Origin of the sequence: Methylobacterium oxalidis, assembly GCF_007992195.1 — a bacterium.
In the GTDB taxonomy this organism is placed as follows: domain Bacteria; phylum Pseudomonadota; class Alphaproteobacteria; order Rhizobiales; family Beijerinckiaceae; genus Methylobacterium; species Methylobacterium oxalidis.
Window position 1 is genome coordinate 145049 of sequence record NZ_BJZU01000004.1, and the last position, 15613, is coordinate 160661.

Here is a 15613-nt window from a genome sequence, read left to right on the forward strand (position 1 = left end):
CCCTCCCCGCGAGGGGAGGGAATGCGTGCGGCTCAGGCCGCGCGCTTGCGCATCACCTCGGCGACGGTCGCGCCGAAGGAGCCGGGGTCCGGCGCCACGGTGAGGCCGTAGGAGCGCATGATCTCCGCCTTCTCGGCGGCACTGTCGCCCGTGGCCGAGATGATGGCGCCGGCATGCCCCATGCGCCGGCCCTTCGGCGCCGTGAGGCCGGCCACGAAGCCGATCACGGGCTTCGTCATGTTCTCCTTGATCCAGGCCGAGGCCTCGGCCTCCTGCGGGCCGCCGATCTCGCCGATCATCAGCACCGCGTCCGTGTCCGGATCCTGCTCGAACAGGGCGAGATGGTCGAGGAACGAGGAGCCGTTGATCGGGTCACCGCCGATGCCGACCGAGGTCGAGATGCCGATGCCCTCCGCCTTCATCTGCGAGGCGGCCTCGTAGCCCAGCGTCCCGGAGCGCGAGATGATGCCCACGTTGCCCTGGAGATAGATATGGCCGGGCATGATGCCGAGCATCGACTTGCCGGGCGAGATGATGCCGGCGCAGTTCGGCCCGACCACCATGGAGCGGCGGTCCTTCGGGTAGCGCATCAGGTAGCGCTTCACGCGCATCATGTCCTGGGCCGGAATGCCGTCGGTGATCGAGCAGATCAGCCGCACGCCCGCATCCGCCGCCTCCATGATGGCGTCCGCCGCGAAGGGCGGGGCCACGAAGGTTATGGTGGCGGTGGCCCCCGTCTCGCGTACGGCCTCCTTGACCGTGTTGAAGACCGGCACGCCCACATGGGTCTTCCCGCCCTTGCCCGGCGTGACTCCGCCGACGACGTTCGAGCCGTACTCGATCATCTCGCGGGCGTGGAACGTGCCCTTGTCGCCCGTGATGCCCTGAACGAGGATCGGGGTCTTCTCGTCGATGAGGATGCTCATGGTCCGTCTCCTCCCGTCCGCTCAGTGGGTTGCCCGGGCGCCCTGGCAGGCCTGAACGGCCTTGCGGGCAGCCTCGGTCAGCGTGTCGGCGGTGATCAGGTCGAGCCCGCTCTCCGAGAGGATCTTCTTGCCGGCTTCCACATTCGTGCCCGCGAGCCGGACGACCAGCGGTACGTCGATCTTCACCTCCCGCGCGGCCTTGACCACGCCCTCGGCGATCCAGTCGCAGCGGTTGATCCCGGCGAAGATGTTGACGAGGATCGCCTTCACATTGCGGTCGGACAGGACCAGCCGGAAGGCGGTGGCCACGCGCTCCGGACTCGCGCCGCCGCCCACGTCGAGGAAGTTCGCCGGCTCGCCGCCCGCGTGCTTGATCATGTCCATGGTCGCCATGGCGAGGCCGGCCCCGTTGACGATGCAGCCGATCTCGCCGTCGAGGCCAATGTAGTTGAGGTTGTGCTCGGCGGCCTGCGCCTCACGCGGGTCGCTCTGGGACGGGTCGTGCATGTCCGCGATGTTGCGGCGGCGGAACATGGCGTTGTCGTCGAAGGACATCTTGGCGTCGAGCGCCAGCACCCGATCGTCCTTGGTGACGACGAGCGGGTTGATCTCCAGCATGGTGCCGTCGCAGTCGCGGAACGCGCGGTAGGCGTTCATGATCGTCTTCACCGCGGCCGAGACCTGCTTGATGTTGAGGCCGAGCTGGAAGGCGATCTCGCGGGCCTGGAACTGCTGCAGGCCGACCGCGGGCTCGACCACGATCTGGATCAGCGCCTCCGGCTCCTTGGCCGCGATCTCCTCGATGTCCATGCCGCCGCGCTGGCTCGCGATCACGCGGACGCGCTCGGCCTTCCGGTCGAGGACGTAGCCGAGATAGAGCTCGCGCTCGAAGGGATCGGCGGTCTCGACGTAGACGCGCTGGACGGGCTTGCCGTCCGCCCCGGTCTGGATGGTGACGAGGCGCTTGCCGAGGAGCTCGCGGGCGGCGTCGCGCACCTCGTTGTAGGTGCGGCAGAGCTTGATCCCCCCGGCCTTGCCGCGGGCGCCCGCATGGATCTGCGCCTTCACCGCCCAGAACGAGCCGCCGAGCTCGGTCGCGGCGTAGACCGCCTGATCGGGGCTGAAGGCGACGGCGCCCTTCGGCACGGCGACGCCGAAGCTCGCGAGCAGCTCTTTGGCTTGGTACTCGTGAACGTCCATCCGAGACCTCCTGTTTTTTGGCGCTTCCTTGGGAGCGATCATCCCGCAAATTTCATTTCGCGGGAAGCGCTCCAGCGTTTATATTTTTTTGCATTCTCCTTAAGTCTGCCTTGAAGGGCAGCCGGAATGCTTTTCGTATTCAGAATGAGATCGTCCCCGGCGGCAGGAACCGGGGACGCGGCGAGCCAAGACTGAGAAGCTGGCTCAGTTCAACTTGTCTCAATTCACCTTGGCCTTGACGACCTCGTAGACCTTCTCGTTGAGAGCACCGGCCTCGGCGAGGAGCCCTTCGAGTTCCTTCAGACGCGCCTCGGCGAAGGCACGGTCATCGAGCCCCTTGGCGTTGACGTAGACGTTGAGGGCGGCGCTGCGCAGGCCCGCATAGGCTGAGAGGACCGCCACGCCCGCGTCCGAGATCACGTTGAGGTTGCCCTTGTCGGCGGCGATGGCGGCGAGATCGATCACCTCTCGGCAGACGCGGCAGCAGGCGAGCGGCACGTCCGTGGCGATCTTGAGGGCGGCCTGGATCTTCTCGGCCCGCGCAGCCTTCTGCTCGTCGGTCTCCTTCGGGAGCCCGTAGGCGCCCATCACCGCGTCGAAGGCCTCGACGTCGTCGGCGATCATGCCGGTGAGCGTCGAGCGGAGGGCTTCCGACTTGGCGAGCACCTCCTTCAGGTCGGCCTCGACCTCGACGTACTTCTTCTTGCCGATGGTGAGGTTGCACACCATCGAGACGAGGGCCGCGCCCATCGCGCCGGAGATGGCGGCGGCACCGCCGCCGCCGGGAGTCGGGGCCGAGCTCGCCAGCCCGTCGAGGAACTTCTGGATGGTCTCGTTCTCGGCCATATGCCCCTCCCCTCAGGCCATCTTCTTGGCGAGCGCGTAGATCTCCTCGGCATCGAGCACCTGCTCGGTGTTGTCGAAGAGCTGGCCGACGCAGGCGCGATGCAGCTTCAGCTTGAGGCCGCCGATGCCGAGAGCGCCGAAGACACGCTTGCCGTTGCGCTCCTTGCCCTTGTCCATGGCCTCGATGGCGCCGAAGCCAAGCGGGGGCTGCGCGTTGTAATCGGCCAGGAACTCGATGCTGGCCTCGTCCTTCCAGGCCTCCTCGGGCAGCAGCTCGAGGCCGATGGCGCCCGCCGAGAAGACGAGGTTCTGACCCTTGACGATGCGCGCGCGCGAGCCCGCGTCCGGCGTCTCGGCGGCCATCACTTTGACGTTGAAGCGCTTGTTGATGGCGTCCGCGGCGGCCTGCGCCTTGTCCATGGAGCGGCCGGCGACGGTCACCTGGGCGCCCTCCTTGGCGAGCAGCGCGGCCGAGCGCATGCCGACCGGGCCGGTGCCAGCGAGCACCACGGCCTTCTTGCCCTCGAGCGAGCCGGCGGCCTTGGCGACGAGCGCCACGCCCGCGGCCGCGGTGGTGTTCGAGCCGTTCGAGTCGAGCATGGTCGAAACGCGGAAGGGCCCGAAGAAGCGCTTCTTCACCGCCGCGAGCACCGCCTCGCCGGCCGCCATGTTGCCGCCGCCGACGAAGATCGCGGTCGACTTCTTCTCCGAGCCGCCACGGGTGTAGATCGTCCCGTCGACCAGGGCGCCCACGTTCTCGGGCGTCACGTTGCCGTAGCCCGTGATGTGGTCGGCGCCGCCGTCGTAGCCGACGACCGTATCGAACACGCTCGGCACCGGATCCGTGTCGAACAGGAAAAGCAGCTTCTTCATTGGTTGTCCCTTCAGTCCGCGCCGTTTCGCGCGGTTCAGCGTTTCCGAGATACCGGGTTCAAGTCCGGGATGTTCGAGCCGGCCGCCACCCCGTCGTCAGGCCGGGGTTGCCCGGCGCGGCTCGGGAGCCGTGCGCTCCGGCGCTCCTCGCCCGCGCTGGCCCGGCTTCCGGGCGCCCGCGGCGCTTTGGAATGGCGAAGCGGTACCGTGACGCGAGGCGGTGAACCGCCTCGCGTCACGGAAACCGGCTCAGGCCTCGACGACGTTCTGCGGCTTGCCCGCGACGAACGCCTCGACGTTGTCGACGAGCTGATCGGCGAGGATCTGCATCGCCTGCTTGCTCGCCCACGCGACGTGCGGCGTGACGATGAGGTTCGGCAGGTCGGCATCGCACAGGATGTTGCCGTTCTTCGGCGGCTCCTGCGCCACGACGTCGAAGCCCGCGCCCCCGATGGTGCCGTTCTTGAGGGCCTCCAGCAGGGCCTCCTCGTCCACGAGGCCGCCGCGGGCCGTGTTGATGAGGATGGCGCTGCTCTTCATCTTCGCGAGCTCGTCGCGCCCGATCATGTTCTTGGTGTCGGGCGTCAGCGGCACGTGGAGCGTGATGACGTCGGATTCCCTCAGGATCGTCTCGAAGTCGACGAGCCCGTCCTGCGGGAACACGTCGTAGGCGATCACCTTCATGCCGAGCGCCTCGGCGCGCTTGCCGATCGACTTGCCGAGCGCCCCGTAGCCGACGATGCCGAGCGTCGAGCCCGCGATGTCGTGGATCGGGTAGTCGAAGTAGCAGAACTGCGTCGACTTGTTCCAATCGCCCCGGCGGACCGAGATCGCATAGGGGACGATCGCGCGGCGCAGGGCGAACATCAGCGCGATGACGTGCTCCGGCACCGTGTTGAAGGCGTAGTTGCGGATGTTCGAGACCGTGATGCCCTGAGCCTTGGCCTGGGCCTTGTCGACGACGTCCGTGCCCGTGGCGGCCACCGCGATGAGCTTCAGCTTCGGCAGTTGCTTCAGGACGTCGGCGCGCATCGGCACCTTGTTGATGAGCGCGATCTCCGCGTCCTTCAGGCGCTCGACGATCTCCTCCGGCGTCCAGGTGGACTCGTACTCGGTGTACTCGTGCGGGAAGTTGAACTCACGCACCTTGGCGTCGAGGGATTCGCGGTCGAGGAAGACGATTTTCTGCGTCATGGGGAACCCCTTTCAGAACCGGGCGGCCGGCGCGGCCTCCGCCCGGCCTTCGTCCGTGTCTCTCAGCGAGACGGGGCCGGCAACCGCCGACCCCGCCCGGGATGTCCCTTACGCCTTCGAGAGGGGGTTCTCCCGCAGGTAGCTCGACGCGGCGGCAACGCCCGAGCCCGGGGTCACCTTGATGCCGTTGTCGAGCATCGACATCTCGGCGCCCGCGATGGCGCCGAGGAGCGACAGCTCGTTCAGGTCGCCGACATGGCCGATGCGGAACACCTTGCCCGCCACTTCCGACAGGCCCGCGCCGAGGGCGAGGTTGTAACGGACGTAGGCGTGCTTGATGATCTTGGCGGCGTCGACGCCCTCCGGCACGACGATCGCCGTGACGGTGTCGGAGTTCCACTTGGGCTCCTTGGCGCAGGTCTTGAGGCCCCAGGCGGCGACCGCCTGGCGGGTGGCCTCACCGAGCACGGCGTGCCGGTGGTAGACGTTCTCCAGCCCCTCCTCGAACAGGCAGTCGAGCGCCTCGCGCAGGCCGTAGAGCAGCGGCAGCGGCGGGGTGTAGGGGAAGTAGCCGGTCGGGTTCGCCTTCCGCTGGTCGGCGTAGTCGAAGTAGACCTTGGCGAGGCGGTCGTTCTTGCCCGCCTGGCTCTCCGCGGCCTGCATGCCCTTCGGGCTGATGCAGGCGACGCCGAGGCCGGCCGGCAGCATCAGGCCCTTCTGGGAGCCGGCGATGGCCGCGTCGACCTTCCACTCGTCCGCGTAGAACGGCAGCGAGCCGATCGAGGACACGCCGTCCACGAAGAGCAGCGCCGGGTGGCCGGCCGCGTCGATCGCCTTGCGCACGGCGCCGATGTCGCTCGTGACGCCCGTGGCGGTCTCGTTGTGGACCACCATGACGGCCTTGATCTCGTGGTTCGTGTCGGCGCGCAGCGCCTCCTCGATCCGCTGCGGGTTCGCGCCCGTCCCCCAGGCCTCCTCCTGGACGATCACGTCGAGGCCGAGGCGCTGCGCCATGTCGATCCAGAGGTGGCTGAACTGGCCGAAGCGCGAGGACAGCACCTTGTCGCCGCGGGCGAGGGTGTTGCAGAGCGCGGATTCCCAGATGCCGGTGCCGCTCGACGGGAACAGGAAGATGGTGCCGTCGGTCGAGCCGAACACCTTCTTGGAATCCTCGAACAGGGGCTTCGTCAGCGAGGGGAAGTCGACCGAGCGGTGATCCTCGGACTGAACCATCATCGCGCGCAGCACGCGGTCCGGGATGTTGGTCGGGCCCGGCACGAAGAGATGGTTACGACCCGGCCGTCTCGTTGCCGCCATGTTGTGTCCTCCGATTTCCTAAACTCGTGGCCGGCCCGTCGGGCGGGACCAGGATGATGTCAGTGAGCCAGCGTCGCTCGTTTGTGGCCCGTCGTCGGGGCCCGTGGATGCCGTGACCGGAGGGGGCAGGTCCCTCGACCACGGGGGGTCGTCGGGCGGTCTCGGACGTGACGGTCCGGTTCTCGCGGATCCCGCCGCCTGGAACGGGCCGGGCCGGGTTGAGTGGCCGCACTCCATTCCGCCGACGTCGTCCGCCCCAGCTCAGATCATGGTGCCGCACGGAGCGGCGGACCGGCATGAGCCGGCCGCGTTCGCGGCATGTTCGCATGCCGGTCGCCTCCGATGGGCCGAGAGCCTCAATGCGTCGGTCCGGCCGCGCTTGCAAGCACTCCCGACGCCGTGTGGACACCTTCCTTCCTGCCGCGGTTGATCCCATTGGCCGTTTCCGGCACCGGGCGAGCCCGGTGGTCTCCTTGGCCACGATTATGACCGCCTTCGCCGAGGAAGGAAAACTCAAAAAACTTGGGCGGCCGTCCAAAAAATTTGTCGTGCACTGCAGCGTAAACCTGTGCAGTTGCTCACTCTTCTTCGGCGCTGCAACATGAAGTCCGGGCTGGCGTCATCAAACTGATACGGGAATCCGGTTTGGCTCCCCCGCGGGAATATCGCCGGGAGACGCTCGTGGCCGAAGATACGGAGAAGGCTGTGCGGGTCCGGACGCTCTTCCTGTCCGACATGCATCTGGGCACGAAGGGCTGCCAGGCCGGCCTCCTGCTCGACTTCCTCCGGGATTACGACGCCGACGAGATCTACCTCGTGGGCGACATCGTGGACGGCTGGCAGCTCCGCTCGGGCTGGTACTGGCCGCAGGCGCACAACGACGTCGTGCAGAAGCTCCTGCGCAAGGTCCGCAAGGGCTCGACCATCATCTACGTGCCGGGCAACCACGACGAGTTCCTGCGCGACTACATCGGCACGACCTTCGGCGGCATCGAGATCGCGGAGAGCCGGATCCACACGGCGGCGGACGGCAGGCGCTACCTCGTCATCCACGGCGACCAGTTCGACATGGTGGTGCGCCACGCCAAGTGGCTCGCCTATCTCGGCGACGGGGCCTACAGCCTCGCCCTGTCGGTCAACACGGTGCTCAACAAGGTGCGCCGCCGCCTCGGCCTCGCCTACTGGTCGCTCTCGGCCTGGGCGAAGCTGAAGGTGAAGAACGCGGTCAACTTCATCGGCAAGTTCGAGGAATTCCTGGCGGCCGAGGCGCGGCGCGTCGGCGCCGACGGGGTGATCTGCGGCCACATCCACCACGCGGCGAACCGCGAGATCGAGGGCCTGCGCTACCTCAACACCGGCGACTGGGTGGAATCCTGCACCGCCATCGTCGAGCATTACGACGGCCGCATGGAGGTGCTGCACTACCCGAGCCTCCTGCGGGCCCGCGACGCGGAAGCCGCCGCGGAGACGCGGCGGACGCAGGATGCGGCTCCGGGCCGGCGGGCCGTCGCGTGAGGCTCCTCATCGCCTCCGATGCCTGGCACCCGCAGGTCAACGGCGTCGTGCGCTCGCTCGAGCACATGGCCTCGGCCGGGCGCAGCCTCGGTTTCGACCCCGTCTTCCTGACGCATCAGGATTTCCCGTCCCTGCCCCTGCCGGGCTACCGGGAGATCCGCCTCGCCTACGCGACGCGGCGCAAGCTCGCGGCGCGGGTGGCCGCCATCGCGCCCACCCACGTCCATATCGCGACCGAGGGCACGGTGGGCTACGCGGCGCGCCGCTACTGCCTCGCGCACGAACGGCCCTTCACGACGAGCTATCACACCCGCTTCCCCGAATACCTCGCTGCCCGGGCCCCGGTGCCGCAATCCTGGAGCTACGCCTGGCTGCGGCGCTTCCACGGGGCGGGCAGCGGCACCATGGTGAGCACGTCCTCGCTGGAGCGCGAGCTGTCAGGCCGGGGCTTCACCAACCTGATGCGCTGGACCCGCGGCGTCGACACAGACCTGTTCCGGCCGCAGGATTCCGACGCGCTCGCCGGCCTGCCGCGCCCGATCTTCCTGTTCGTCGGGCGGCTCGCCGTGGAGAAGAACGTCGCCGCCTTCCTCGGTCTCGACCTGCCCGGCACGAAGGTCGTGGTCGGGGACGGCCCGGACCGCCAGCGCCTCGAGGCGCTGGCGCCGCAGGCGCGCTTCCTCGGCACGCGGACGGGTGCGGACCTGGCGCGGATCTACGCGGCGGCCGACGCCTTCGTCTTCCCGAGCCTCACCGACACGTTCGGCATCGTGCTGCTCGAAGCCCTGGCCTGCGGCCTGCCGGTCGCCGCCTACCCGGTGACCGGCCCCCTCGACGTCCTGAGTGAGACGGGCGCCGGCGTGCTCGGCGCCGATCTGCGGCAGGCCGCGCTCTCCGCCCTCGCGATCCCGCGGGAGCGCTGCCGCGAGGAGGCTCTGCGCTACACCTGGGCCGAGAGCGCGCGCCAGTTCTACACGAACGTCGAGCTCGCCCATCAGCGCGGCGCCCTGCGGAAGCGCGCGGCCAAGCGCCCGGCCGCAGGCATGGTGGAACTCGGCTGAGGCCGCGGCGGCGAGGCCGTGACGCCGACCGCCGATGATGCCAAGGAGAGGATTGCCACGTCCCTCACCCGAGCGTCCTGCGAGCCGGCCCCATGCCTCCCTTCGACCCCGCGCGCGCGGCGGAGTACCCCGCCGTCATCGGCTGCGACGAGGTCGGCCGGGGCGCGCTGTGCGGTCCGGTGGTGGTGGCCGCGGTCTGGTTCGACCCGACGGCGCTGCCGCCCGGGATCCTGGGGCGCCTTGACGACAGCAAGCGCCTGAAGCAGCCGCTGCGGGAGACCCTGGCGCCGCTCATCCGCGCGCATGCCCGCGTGGCCTTGGCGGCGGGGTCCCGCGCTCTCGTCGACCGGCTCAACGTGCGCGGGGCGACCCTCGACGCGATGGCGCGGGCGGTGGCCCGCCTCGGGCTCGACGCGCCCGTGTTGGTCGACGGGCGCGACGCCATCCCCGGGCTCGGGGAGACCTGCCGGGCCGTGATCGGCGGCGACCGGCTGGTGCCGCAGATCGCGGCGGCCTCGATCGTCGCCAAGACGCTGCGCGACGACCTGATGCGCGCGCTTGCCCGCCGCCACCCGCACTACGCCTGGGACCGGAACGTCGGCTACGGCACCGCCGCCCATCTGGCCGGTCTCGCGCGGCTCGGCCGGAGCCCGCACCACCGCATCAGCTTCACCCGCTCCCTCGGACCGGACCCTCGGACCTGAGGCGTCAGAACAGGCTGAGCTGCGCGCCCGGCGCCGCGAAGGCGTCGGCGTTCAGGGTGACGCGCTCCATCGCGTAGCCGAGCCGCGCCCTGGCGACCTGCATGCGGCGGGCGATCAGCTCCGCGTAGGCGCCCTGCCCGACCATGCGGCGCCCGAAGGCGGCGTCGTAGACCTTGCCGCCCCGCGCCTGCCGGATCAGGGAGAAGACGTGGCGGGCGCGATCGGGATAGTGCTCCGCGAACCAGTCGGAGACCAGGGCGTCGAGCTCGTGGGGCAGGCGCAGGAGCACATGGTTCGCTTCGCCCGCGCCGCGGGCCCGTGCCTCGGCGAGGATCGTCTCGATCTCGTGGTCGTTCAGCGAGGGGATGATGGGGGCCACGATCACCATTACGGGGATCCCGGCCGCGCTCAGCCGCTCGATCGCCTCCAGGCGCTTGCGCGGATGCGGCGCCCGCGGCTCCATCCGGCGCGCGAGGGCGGGGTCGAGCGTCGTCACCGAGACCGCGACCTTCACGAGACGATCCGCGGCCATGGCGCCGAGGATGTCGATGTCGCGCACCACGAGGTTCGACTTGGTGACGATGCCGACCGGGTGGCGGAAGCGGGCGAGCACCTCCAGCACGCTCCGGGTGATGCGGTGGGCTCGCTCGATCGGCTGGTAGGGATCCGTCGCCGTGCCGAGCGCGATCGTGCGCGGCGCATATCCGGGTGCCGAGAGCTCGCGCTCCAGGAGGCGCGCAGCGTCGGGCTTGGTGAAGAGCCGCGTCTCGAAATCGAGGCCCGGCGAGAGGCCCGCATAGGCGTGGTTCGGCCGCGCGAAGCAGTAGATGCAGCCGTGCTCGCAGCCGCGATAGGGGTTGATCGAGCGGTCGAACGGGATGTCGGGCGAGGCGTTCCGGGTGATGATGTGGGAGGCCCGCTCAGGCAGGACGTGGGTGCGCAGGCGCGGCCTCTCCACGGGCTCCCAACCGTCGTCGAAAGCCTCCCGGCTCAGGCGCTCGAAGCGGCCGTCGGGGTTTGCCGTGGCGCCGCGCCCGCGCCGGGAGGCGGCCTCCACCGTCGTCCCGGCGAGCCGGCGCGAGGCGTGGGGGTCGGTGCCGTCCCGGAATCGTCCCAGGTCGTTGGACATGTGGTGAAATCTCGCGAGGCTTTCCGGGCGTCCGAATAGAACATAAAGCGAACACGCGCGAGTCCGCCTGCCCGAATGTCGGACATTTGCTGTGCATTCCGCCCCGATGCGGGGCCGCAACGCCGCGCGTCGCGCAAACGGCTGTCGCATCCCACGGAAAATGGTCTATGGGCGCGCATGATCTCCGCCCTGACCTACGTGGCGCGACCGGCAGATCCGGACACGATCGATCGCCTTGCGGACACTCTCGGCGCCCTGGTGACCGGTGTGGCCGCGGGACTGATCGGCGACGCCGTGATCATCGCGGCCGCGCCGCATGAGACCGTGGCCGCGGTCGCCGAGGCCACGGGGGCCGCGCTCGTGGTGCGGCCGCGCGGCGCCTCGCCCTGGGCGGCGGGCGCCAAGGCCGCCCGGCGCGAGTGGGTGCTGTGCCTCGAATCGGGCGACGTCCCGGCCGAAGGCTGGATCCGCACGCTCGACCGCTTCGTCAACACCGCGCGGCCGGACGTCGCCCTGGCCCGGCTGCGCCGGCCCCATGCGAACCTGCCGGTGCGCCTCGCGACGAAGGGCGAGAGCGTCCTCGGCGCCAGCGCCCCCCGGCCCGGCGACCTCGTCCGCCGCGAGCGGCTGGTGGCCGGCCCGAACTTCTCGCCGCGGCTGAAGCCGCGCCTGCTCCTGGCGCGGCTGGAGCGGGCCTGAGCCGCCCTCAGGCCACGACGGAAGCTCCGCGGCGCAGGTGCTCGTCGAGGCGGGGCATGATCTCGACGAAGTTGCAGGGCCGGTGCCGGTAGTCGAGCTGCTGGGCAAGGATGCCGTCCCAGGCATCCTTGCAGGCACCGGGCGAGCCCGGCAGGACGAAGACGTAGGTGGCGTTGACCACCCCGGCGGTTGCCCGCGACTGCAGGGTCGAGGTGCCGATCTTGTCGTAGGAGATTCGGTGGAACACCGCCGAGAAGCCGTCCATGCGCTTCTCGAAGAGCGGCTCCAGAGCCTCGGGCGTCACGTCGCGGCCGGTGAAGCCGGTCCCGCCCGTGGTGATGACGACGTCGATGCCGGGATCGCGCGACCACGCCTCGACCTGAGTGCGGATCGCCGCCACCTCGTCCGGCACGATGGCGCGGGCCGCGAGGCGATGGCCCGCATCCGTGAGGCGCTGCACCAGCGTGTCGCCGGACCGGTCGTCCTCCGGGCGCCGCGTGTCGGACACCGTGAGCACGGCGATCGAGAGCGGTATGAAGCTGCGCGAGGCGTCGGAGGCGGGCATGGTTCTGGCTCGCAGGAACGCGTGGGCTGGAGGCCGGGAGGATGCCCCCGGCTCGAAGGATCAGATAGGCTCGGCGGGCAGGCGTGGGAAGTTCGGCCGGGAAAGGGCTTCTTCAACCACTGTGCGTTCAGGATGCGAGATCTGAGACCCGCGATGCAGCCCCGCCCGTACCAGCCGTGAAGCGCCCTTCCGACGATCTCGCAGACGGCGCGCACGCGGCCGTGCCCGCCGCCGGCCGGCCACGGCCGGCGCACGGCGTGGCGGATTGGCCTCGGGGTGGGCATCGCTCCGCACCGGAGCGTCCGGACACGCTGCCCGACGGGCGGCCCTGGCCGCGGCTGCGCGTCGTCACCATCGCCGACGGATCGGAGGTTGGCCTCGCCGACACGCTCGCCTCGGTCCTCGCCCAGGCCTATCCGGAGGCACGCCACGACGTGCTGCCCGCGGGCGCGGCGATCGCGGAGGCGTTCGGCACCGAGGCGGATGAGGCGGGGGCCGGCCACGCCCTGATCCTGCGGGCGGGCGACATGCTCGCGCCCGGAGCCCTCGTCGCCCTGGCGCTCGAGGCGGCGTTGACGGGTGCCGCCGCGGTGGCGGGCCTGCGCGTCCTCTACGGGGAGACCGTCCTCGGCCTCGATGCCGCCTCCCTGCGCGGGGCAGCCGCCGGGGACGACGCCCTCCCCTCCGGCAGCGAGATCCTGTTCGACCTCGCGCGTGTCGGAAGGGCCGCGAACCTCGCGGAGCCGGCCGCCCTGTGGGCGCAACTCGCGGCCTCCGGCGCGCCGCTCGCGCGGATCGGGCGGCCCGTCCTCCTGCAGCGCGCGAGCGAGCCGCCCGCGAGCGGCGCTAGCCTGTCGATCGTGTCGCTCACTGGAACCGGCCACCGTGGCGGGGCGGGCATCGCGCAGCGCCGCCTCGGCGAGGCGCTGAGCCTCGCGGGCCATCGCTTGGCGCACGTGGCGCTCACGGATGAATCACCGGCCGCCGCGGCCGAGTGGGCCGACCGCTTCCCCCGCGCCGAGGCCGCGATCCGCGACTTCGCACCGGACCTCGTCATCGCCGGCAACCTTCATGGGGCGACCCGCAGCCTCGACATTCTCGGGCGCCTCCGCTCGGAGAGCCCGGTCGCCGTGGTGCTCCACGACTTGTTTCCGCTCACCGGTCGCTGCGCCTACCCGAAGGGCTGCACCCGGATCGTCACGGGGTGCGACGCCGCCTGCCCGACGCCCGACGAGTACCCGCAGCTCCGGCGCGGGCGCATCGCCGCCGAGCACACCCGAAAGCGCACATTACTCGCTGGAGCCGCCGGGCCGCTGCTGCTTGCCAATTCCGACTGGACGGCGGAGCAGGCGCGGGGTCACGCGCCGGGGTCGGCCGTCGCGCGCGTCGCCCTGGCCTTTCCCACCGGCGTTTTTGCCCCCGGCGACCGGCGGGGGCTTCGCCATCGCCTCGGCCTGCCGGGCGACGACGTGCTGATCCTGTTCTCCGCGGTGATCGTCGACGCGCCCGACAAGGGTGTCGCCGACCTCGTCGCCGCGCTCCGGTCCGTGGCGGGCCCGGGAGTGGGATTCGTGGCGATCGGCCGGCTCGACGATCCGGCGCGCCTCGGCCTGCCGAACCTGTACGCGCCCGGCCCGATCGCCGAGGAGGCGGATCTCGCCGCCTGGTATGGCGCCTGTGACCTGCACGTCACCGCGAGCCGGCTGGAGACCCTCGGCCAGACGCCGATCGAGGCAGGGCTGTGCGGCACGCCGACCCTCGCCTACCGGGCGACCGGCCTCACCTCCGCCGTCATCGACGGGGTGAGCGGGCGGCTGGTGCCGGAGGAGCCCGGCGCCCTCGCCGCCGCCCTGAAGGATCTCGTCGCGGACGGGGCCGCCCGCCAGCGTCTCGGCGCCTTCGGCCGGATCACCCTGGAGAGCCGCTTCAGCCACGCGGCGGCGGCGATGTCCCTCGACGAGGCCCTCACCGGCGCCGGTCTCCTGCCGCCCCGGGCCGGGCGCGTGCGCTTCGCCCCCGAGATGCTCGCCCGCTTCGCCCTCGCCGCCGAGCGGGACGGCGGCTCGGGCGGTACCGTCGATGCTCTCTCTCCTCCGTTCGTCCGTCGCCTGAGGCGCGCGAAGCACGCCGTCCTCGGCCGCAACCTCCCCTTCTGGATGCGCCGGGGCCTCTACCTCGCGGCACGGATGCGCGGCGCCCTGCGCCGGGCGGAGCGCCTGGCGTGAGCGCGCGCCGCATCTACGTCGACCAGACCCACATCCGCGGCCATGTCACGGGCATCGAACGGGTCGCCCGCGACCTGTTCGCAGCGGACCTCCTCGATCCCCACGACGTCCGCTTCGTGAGGAGCCGCGGCCTGCCCGGGATGCTGGCCGCCCAGCAGGTCGGCCTGCCCTGGAGGGGCCTGACCGACCGGGATGCCCTCGTCATCCTCCCGGGCTTCCCGCCCGGTCCCCTGTGCGCGGCACTCGGCGAGCGCTGCATCCTCTACGTCCACGACATCTTCCTGATGACCCGCCCGCAGGATCTGAACTGGAAGAGCAGGCTCTACATGGCGCCGAGCTTCGCGCTCGCGACGCGCTACGTCCGGCGCTTCCTCGTCAACTCGCGCACGACGGGGCGCGACCTGCGGCGCATCTGCCGGCGGGATGCCCTCGTCGCCCTGCTGCGGCCTGCCGTCGGCGACGTGTTCGGGCTCGCCGGCCTGCCCGACCGGCACCGCGCCCCTGCGCCCGGCGAACCCCTGCGCCTCCTCGCTCTCGGCACGATCGAGCCGCGCAAGAACTATCCGGCCGCCATCGCCATCGTGGCGGCTCTCAACCGGATGGGCGTGCCGGCCGAGCTGCACCTCGTCGGCCGCGTCGGCTGGGGCCGCCACGCTTTCCTCGACGCGCCTCCACCCTTCCTGACGTGCCACGGCTACGTGGACGATGCGGGCGTGCGCCGCCTCGTCGAGAGCAGCCACCTCCTTCTCTCCACCTCGAAGGCGGAAGGTCTCGGGCTGCCGCTCCTGGAGGTGCAGCACGGCGGCCTGCCCGTCGCCGCGCCGGTCGGTCCCGTGTTCGAGGAGGTGCTGGGAGAATCCGGCCTCCATCTGGATCCGGACGATCCGGAGGGCGCTGCGGGGGCCGTGGCGGCCTGGGTGGCCGAGGGCCGACTGGCCGCAGCGGCGCGGGCTGCTCGCCGCAACGTCGCTGCGTGGAACACAGAGGCAACGCGGGACGCGACTCGATTTCGCGACTTCCTCGTCCGCGGGATGGCCGCCTATGCGGAGGGCGGCACTGTTGCGACAACGTGAAGCTGCGGAAATCATAATTTCGCGATTTCACGCGATCAGGAGTGGCAGCCGGATTAATCTTAATCGTCGGTAACTGCTGATGACCTGACGTTTGCACTGCGATGACTCGCGCCTCACAAGACATTCGTGGCGCGAGGTGATCTATCTCTTCGGCATGACGGTTGCGATTGGTTGATCGTTCGTCACCGTTAGCGGAGACACCGTGCCGATTCGGTACGGCACGCCCACAGGACGGGTCCGACGAGGCCAAGCGTTGCCCCTGCGCGTGCCGGGGGCGGACAGGTCA

15 protein-coding genes are annotated in these 15613 nt (G+C 70.5%); 7 read left to right on the forward strand and 8 right to left on the reverse strand.

Features of this window, described 5'->3' with window-relative positions; genetic code table 11:
- Window positions 1-32: 32 nt before the first annotated feature.
- From sucD to MOX02_RS02375, 6 genes are all read right to left on the reverse strand, one after another.
- Complete coding sequence (gene sucD / locus MOX02_RS02350; protein WP_147024112.1) at window positions 33-926, reverse strand: succinate--CoA ligase subunit alpha; 894 nt, start codon at window positions 924-926, stop codon at window positions 33-35.
- 21 nt (window positions 927-947) lie between these two features.
- Window positions 948-2126 carry a malate--CoA ligase subunit beta gene (locus tag MOX02_RS02355; protein WP_147024113.1) on the reverse strand — a complete coding sequence of 393 codons (1179 nt, stop codon included), beginning with the start codon at window positions 2124-2126 and terminating at the stop codon, window positions 948-950.
- A 219-nt stretch (window positions 2127-2345) separates the two neighbouring features.
- Window positions 2346-2972 carry a methenyltetrahydrofolate cyclohydrolase gene (fchA, locus tag MOX02_RS02360; protein WP_147024114.1) on the reverse strand — a complete coding sequence of 209 codons (627 nt, stop codon included), beginning with the start codon at window positions 2970-2972 and terminating at the stop codon, window positions 2346-2348.
- 12 nt (window positions 2973-2984) lie between these two features.
- The gene (locus MOX02_RS02365) at window positions 2985-3845 is read right to left on the reverse strand and encodes an NADP-dependent methylenetetrahydromethanopterin/methylenetetrahydrofolate dehydrogenase (protein ID WP_147024115.1); all 861 of its coding nucleotides are present in this window, start codon (window positions 3843-3845) and stop codon (window positions 2985-2987) included.
- Window positions 3846-4094: 249 nt separating this feature from the next.
- On the reverse strand, window positions 4095-5039 hold the full coding sequence (locus MOX02_RS02370; protein ID WP_147024116.1) for a D-2-hydroxyacid dehydrogenase: 945 nt from the start codon (window positions 5037-5039) through the stop codon (window positions 4095-4097).
- A gap of 108 nt (window positions 5040-5147) precedes the next feature.
- Window positions 5148-6356, reverse strand: coding sequence for an aminotransferase class V-fold PLP-dependent enzyme (locus MOX02_RS02375; RefSeq protein WP_147024117.1), 1209 nt, complete (start codon window positions 6354-6356; stop codon window positions 5148-5150).
- A gap of 401 nt (window positions 6357-6757) precedes the next feature.
- On the opposite strand from MOX02_RS02375, the gene MOX02_RS02380 reads away from it, so the two are divergent.
- From MOX02_RS02380 to rnhB, 4 genes are all read left to right on the forward strand, one after another.
- Window positions 6758-6961: a hypothetical protein gene (locus MOX02_RS02380; RefSeq protein WP_147024118.1), complete on the forward strand. Its 204-nt coding sequence runs from the start codon at window positions 6758-6760 to the stop codon at window positions 6959-6961.
- A gap of 130 nt (window positions 6962-7091) precedes the next feature.
- Complete coding sequence (locus tag MOX02_RS02385; protein WP_373866708.1) at window positions 7092-7871, forward strand: UDP-2,3-diacylglucosamine diphosphatase; 780 nt, start codon at window positions 7092-7094, stop codon at window positions 7869-7871.
- Window positions 7868-8932 carry a glycosyltransferase family 4 protein gene (locus tag MOX02_RS02390; protein ID WP_147024120.1) on the forward strand — a complete coding sequence of 355 codons (1065 nt, stop codon included), beginning with the start codon at window positions 7868-7870 and terminating at the stop codon, window positions 8930-8932. Before MOX02_RS02385 ends, MOX02_RS02390 begins: the two co-directional genes overlap by 4 nt.
- A gap of 92 nt (window positions 8933-9024) precedes the next feature.
- On the forward strand, window positions 9025-9636 hold the full coding sequence (rnhB, locus tag MOX02_RS02395; protein WP_147024121.1) for a ribonuclease HII: 612 nt from the start codon (window positions 9025-9027) through the stop codon (window positions 9634-9636).
- Window positions 9637-9640: 4 nt separating this feature from the next.
- On the opposite strand, the gene MOX02_RS02400 is transcribed toward rnhB, so the two are convergent.
- Complete coding sequence (locus tag MOX02_RS02400) at window positions 9641-10765, reverse strand: PA0069 family radical SAM protein (protein ID WP_147024122.1); 1125 nt, start codon at window positions 10763-10765, stop codon at window positions 9641-9643.
- A 177-nt stretch (window positions 10766-10942) separates the two neighbouring features.
- On the opposite strand from MOX02_RS02400, the gene MOX02_RS02405 reads away from it, so the two are divergent.
- Complete coding sequence (locus MOX02_RS02405) at window positions 10943-11464, forward strand: hypothetical protein (RefSeq protein ID WP_147024123.1); 522 nt, start codon at window positions 10943-10945, stop codon at window positions 11462-11464.
- 7 nt (window positions 11465-11471) lie between these two features.
- On the opposite strand, the gene moaB is transcribed toward MOX02_RS02405, so the two are convergent.
- Complete coding sequence (gene moaB, locus MOX02_RS02410) at window positions 11472-12029, reverse strand: molybdenum cofactor biosynthesis protein B (protein ID WP_147024124.1); 558 nt, start codon at window positions 12027-12029, stop codon at window positions 11472-11474.
- 257 nt (window positions 12030-12286) lie between these two features.
- On the opposite strand from moaB, the gene MOX02_RS02415 reads away from it, so the two are divergent.
- Both MOX02_RS02415 and MOX02_RS02420 read left to right on the forward strand, forming a co-directional pair.
- Entirely contained in the window at window positions 12287-14254 is a 1968-nt protein-coding gene (locus tag MOX02_RS02415; RefSeq protein ID WP_238179182.1) for a glycosyltransferase, read from the forward strand.
- Window positions 14251-15327, forward strand: coding sequence for a glycosyltransferase (locus MOX02_RS02420; protein ID WP_147024125.1), 1077 nt, complete (start codon window positions 14251-14253; stop codon window positions 15325-15327). Before MOX02_RS02415 ends, MOX02_RS02420 begins: the two co-directional genes overlap by 4 nt.
- Window positions 15328-15613 lie beyond the last annotated feature (286 nt).

Excerpts from the sequence above, each read along its gene's own strand:
- sucD (WP_147024112.1), bottom strand. The coding sequence starts at position 926 with ATGAGCATCCTCATCGACGAGAAGACCCCGATCCTCGTTCAGGGCATC.
- MOX02_RS02355 (WP_147024113.1), bottom strand. The coding sequence starts at position 2,126 with ATGGACGTTCACGAGTACCAAGCCAAAGAGCTGCTCGCGAGCTTCGGC.
- fchA (WP_147024114.1), bottom strand. The coding sequence starts at position 2,972 with ATGGCCGAGAACGAGACCATCCAGAAGTTCCTCGACGGGCTGGCGAGC.
- MOX02_RS02365 (WP_147024115.1), bottom strand. The coding sequence starts at position 3,845 with ATGAAGAAGCTGCTTTTCCTGTTCGACACGGATCCGGTGCCGAGCGTG.
- MOX02_RS02370 (WP_147024116.1), bottom strand. The coding sequence starts at position 5,039 with ATGACGCAGAAAATCGTCTTCCTCGACCGCGAATCCCTCGACGCCAAG.
- MOX02_RS02375 (WP_147024117.1), bottom strand. The coding sequence starts at position 6,356 with ATGGCGGCAACGAGACGGCCGGGTCGTAACCATCTCTTCGTGCCGGGC.
- MOX02_RS02385 (WP_373866708.1), top strand. The coding sequence starts at position 7,092 with ATGCATCTGGGCACGAAGGGCTGCCAGGCCGGCCTCCTGCTCGACTTC.
- rnhB (WP_147024121.1), top strand. The coding sequence starts at position 9,025 with ATGCCTCCCTTCGACCCCGCGCGCGCGGCGGAGTACCCCGCCGTCATC.
- MOX02_RS02400 (WP_147024122.1), bottom strand. The coding sequence starts at position 10,765 with ATGTCCAACGACCTGGGACGATTCCGGGACGGCACCGACCCCCACGCC.
- MOX02_RS02405 (WP_147024123.1), top strand. The coding sequence starts at position 10,943 with ATGATCTCCGCCCTGACCTACGTGGCGCGACCGGCAGATCCGGACACG.
- moaB (WP_147024124.1), bottom strand. The coding sequence starts at position 12,029 with ATGCCCGCCTCCGACGCCTCGCGCAGCTTCATACCGCTCTCGATCGCC.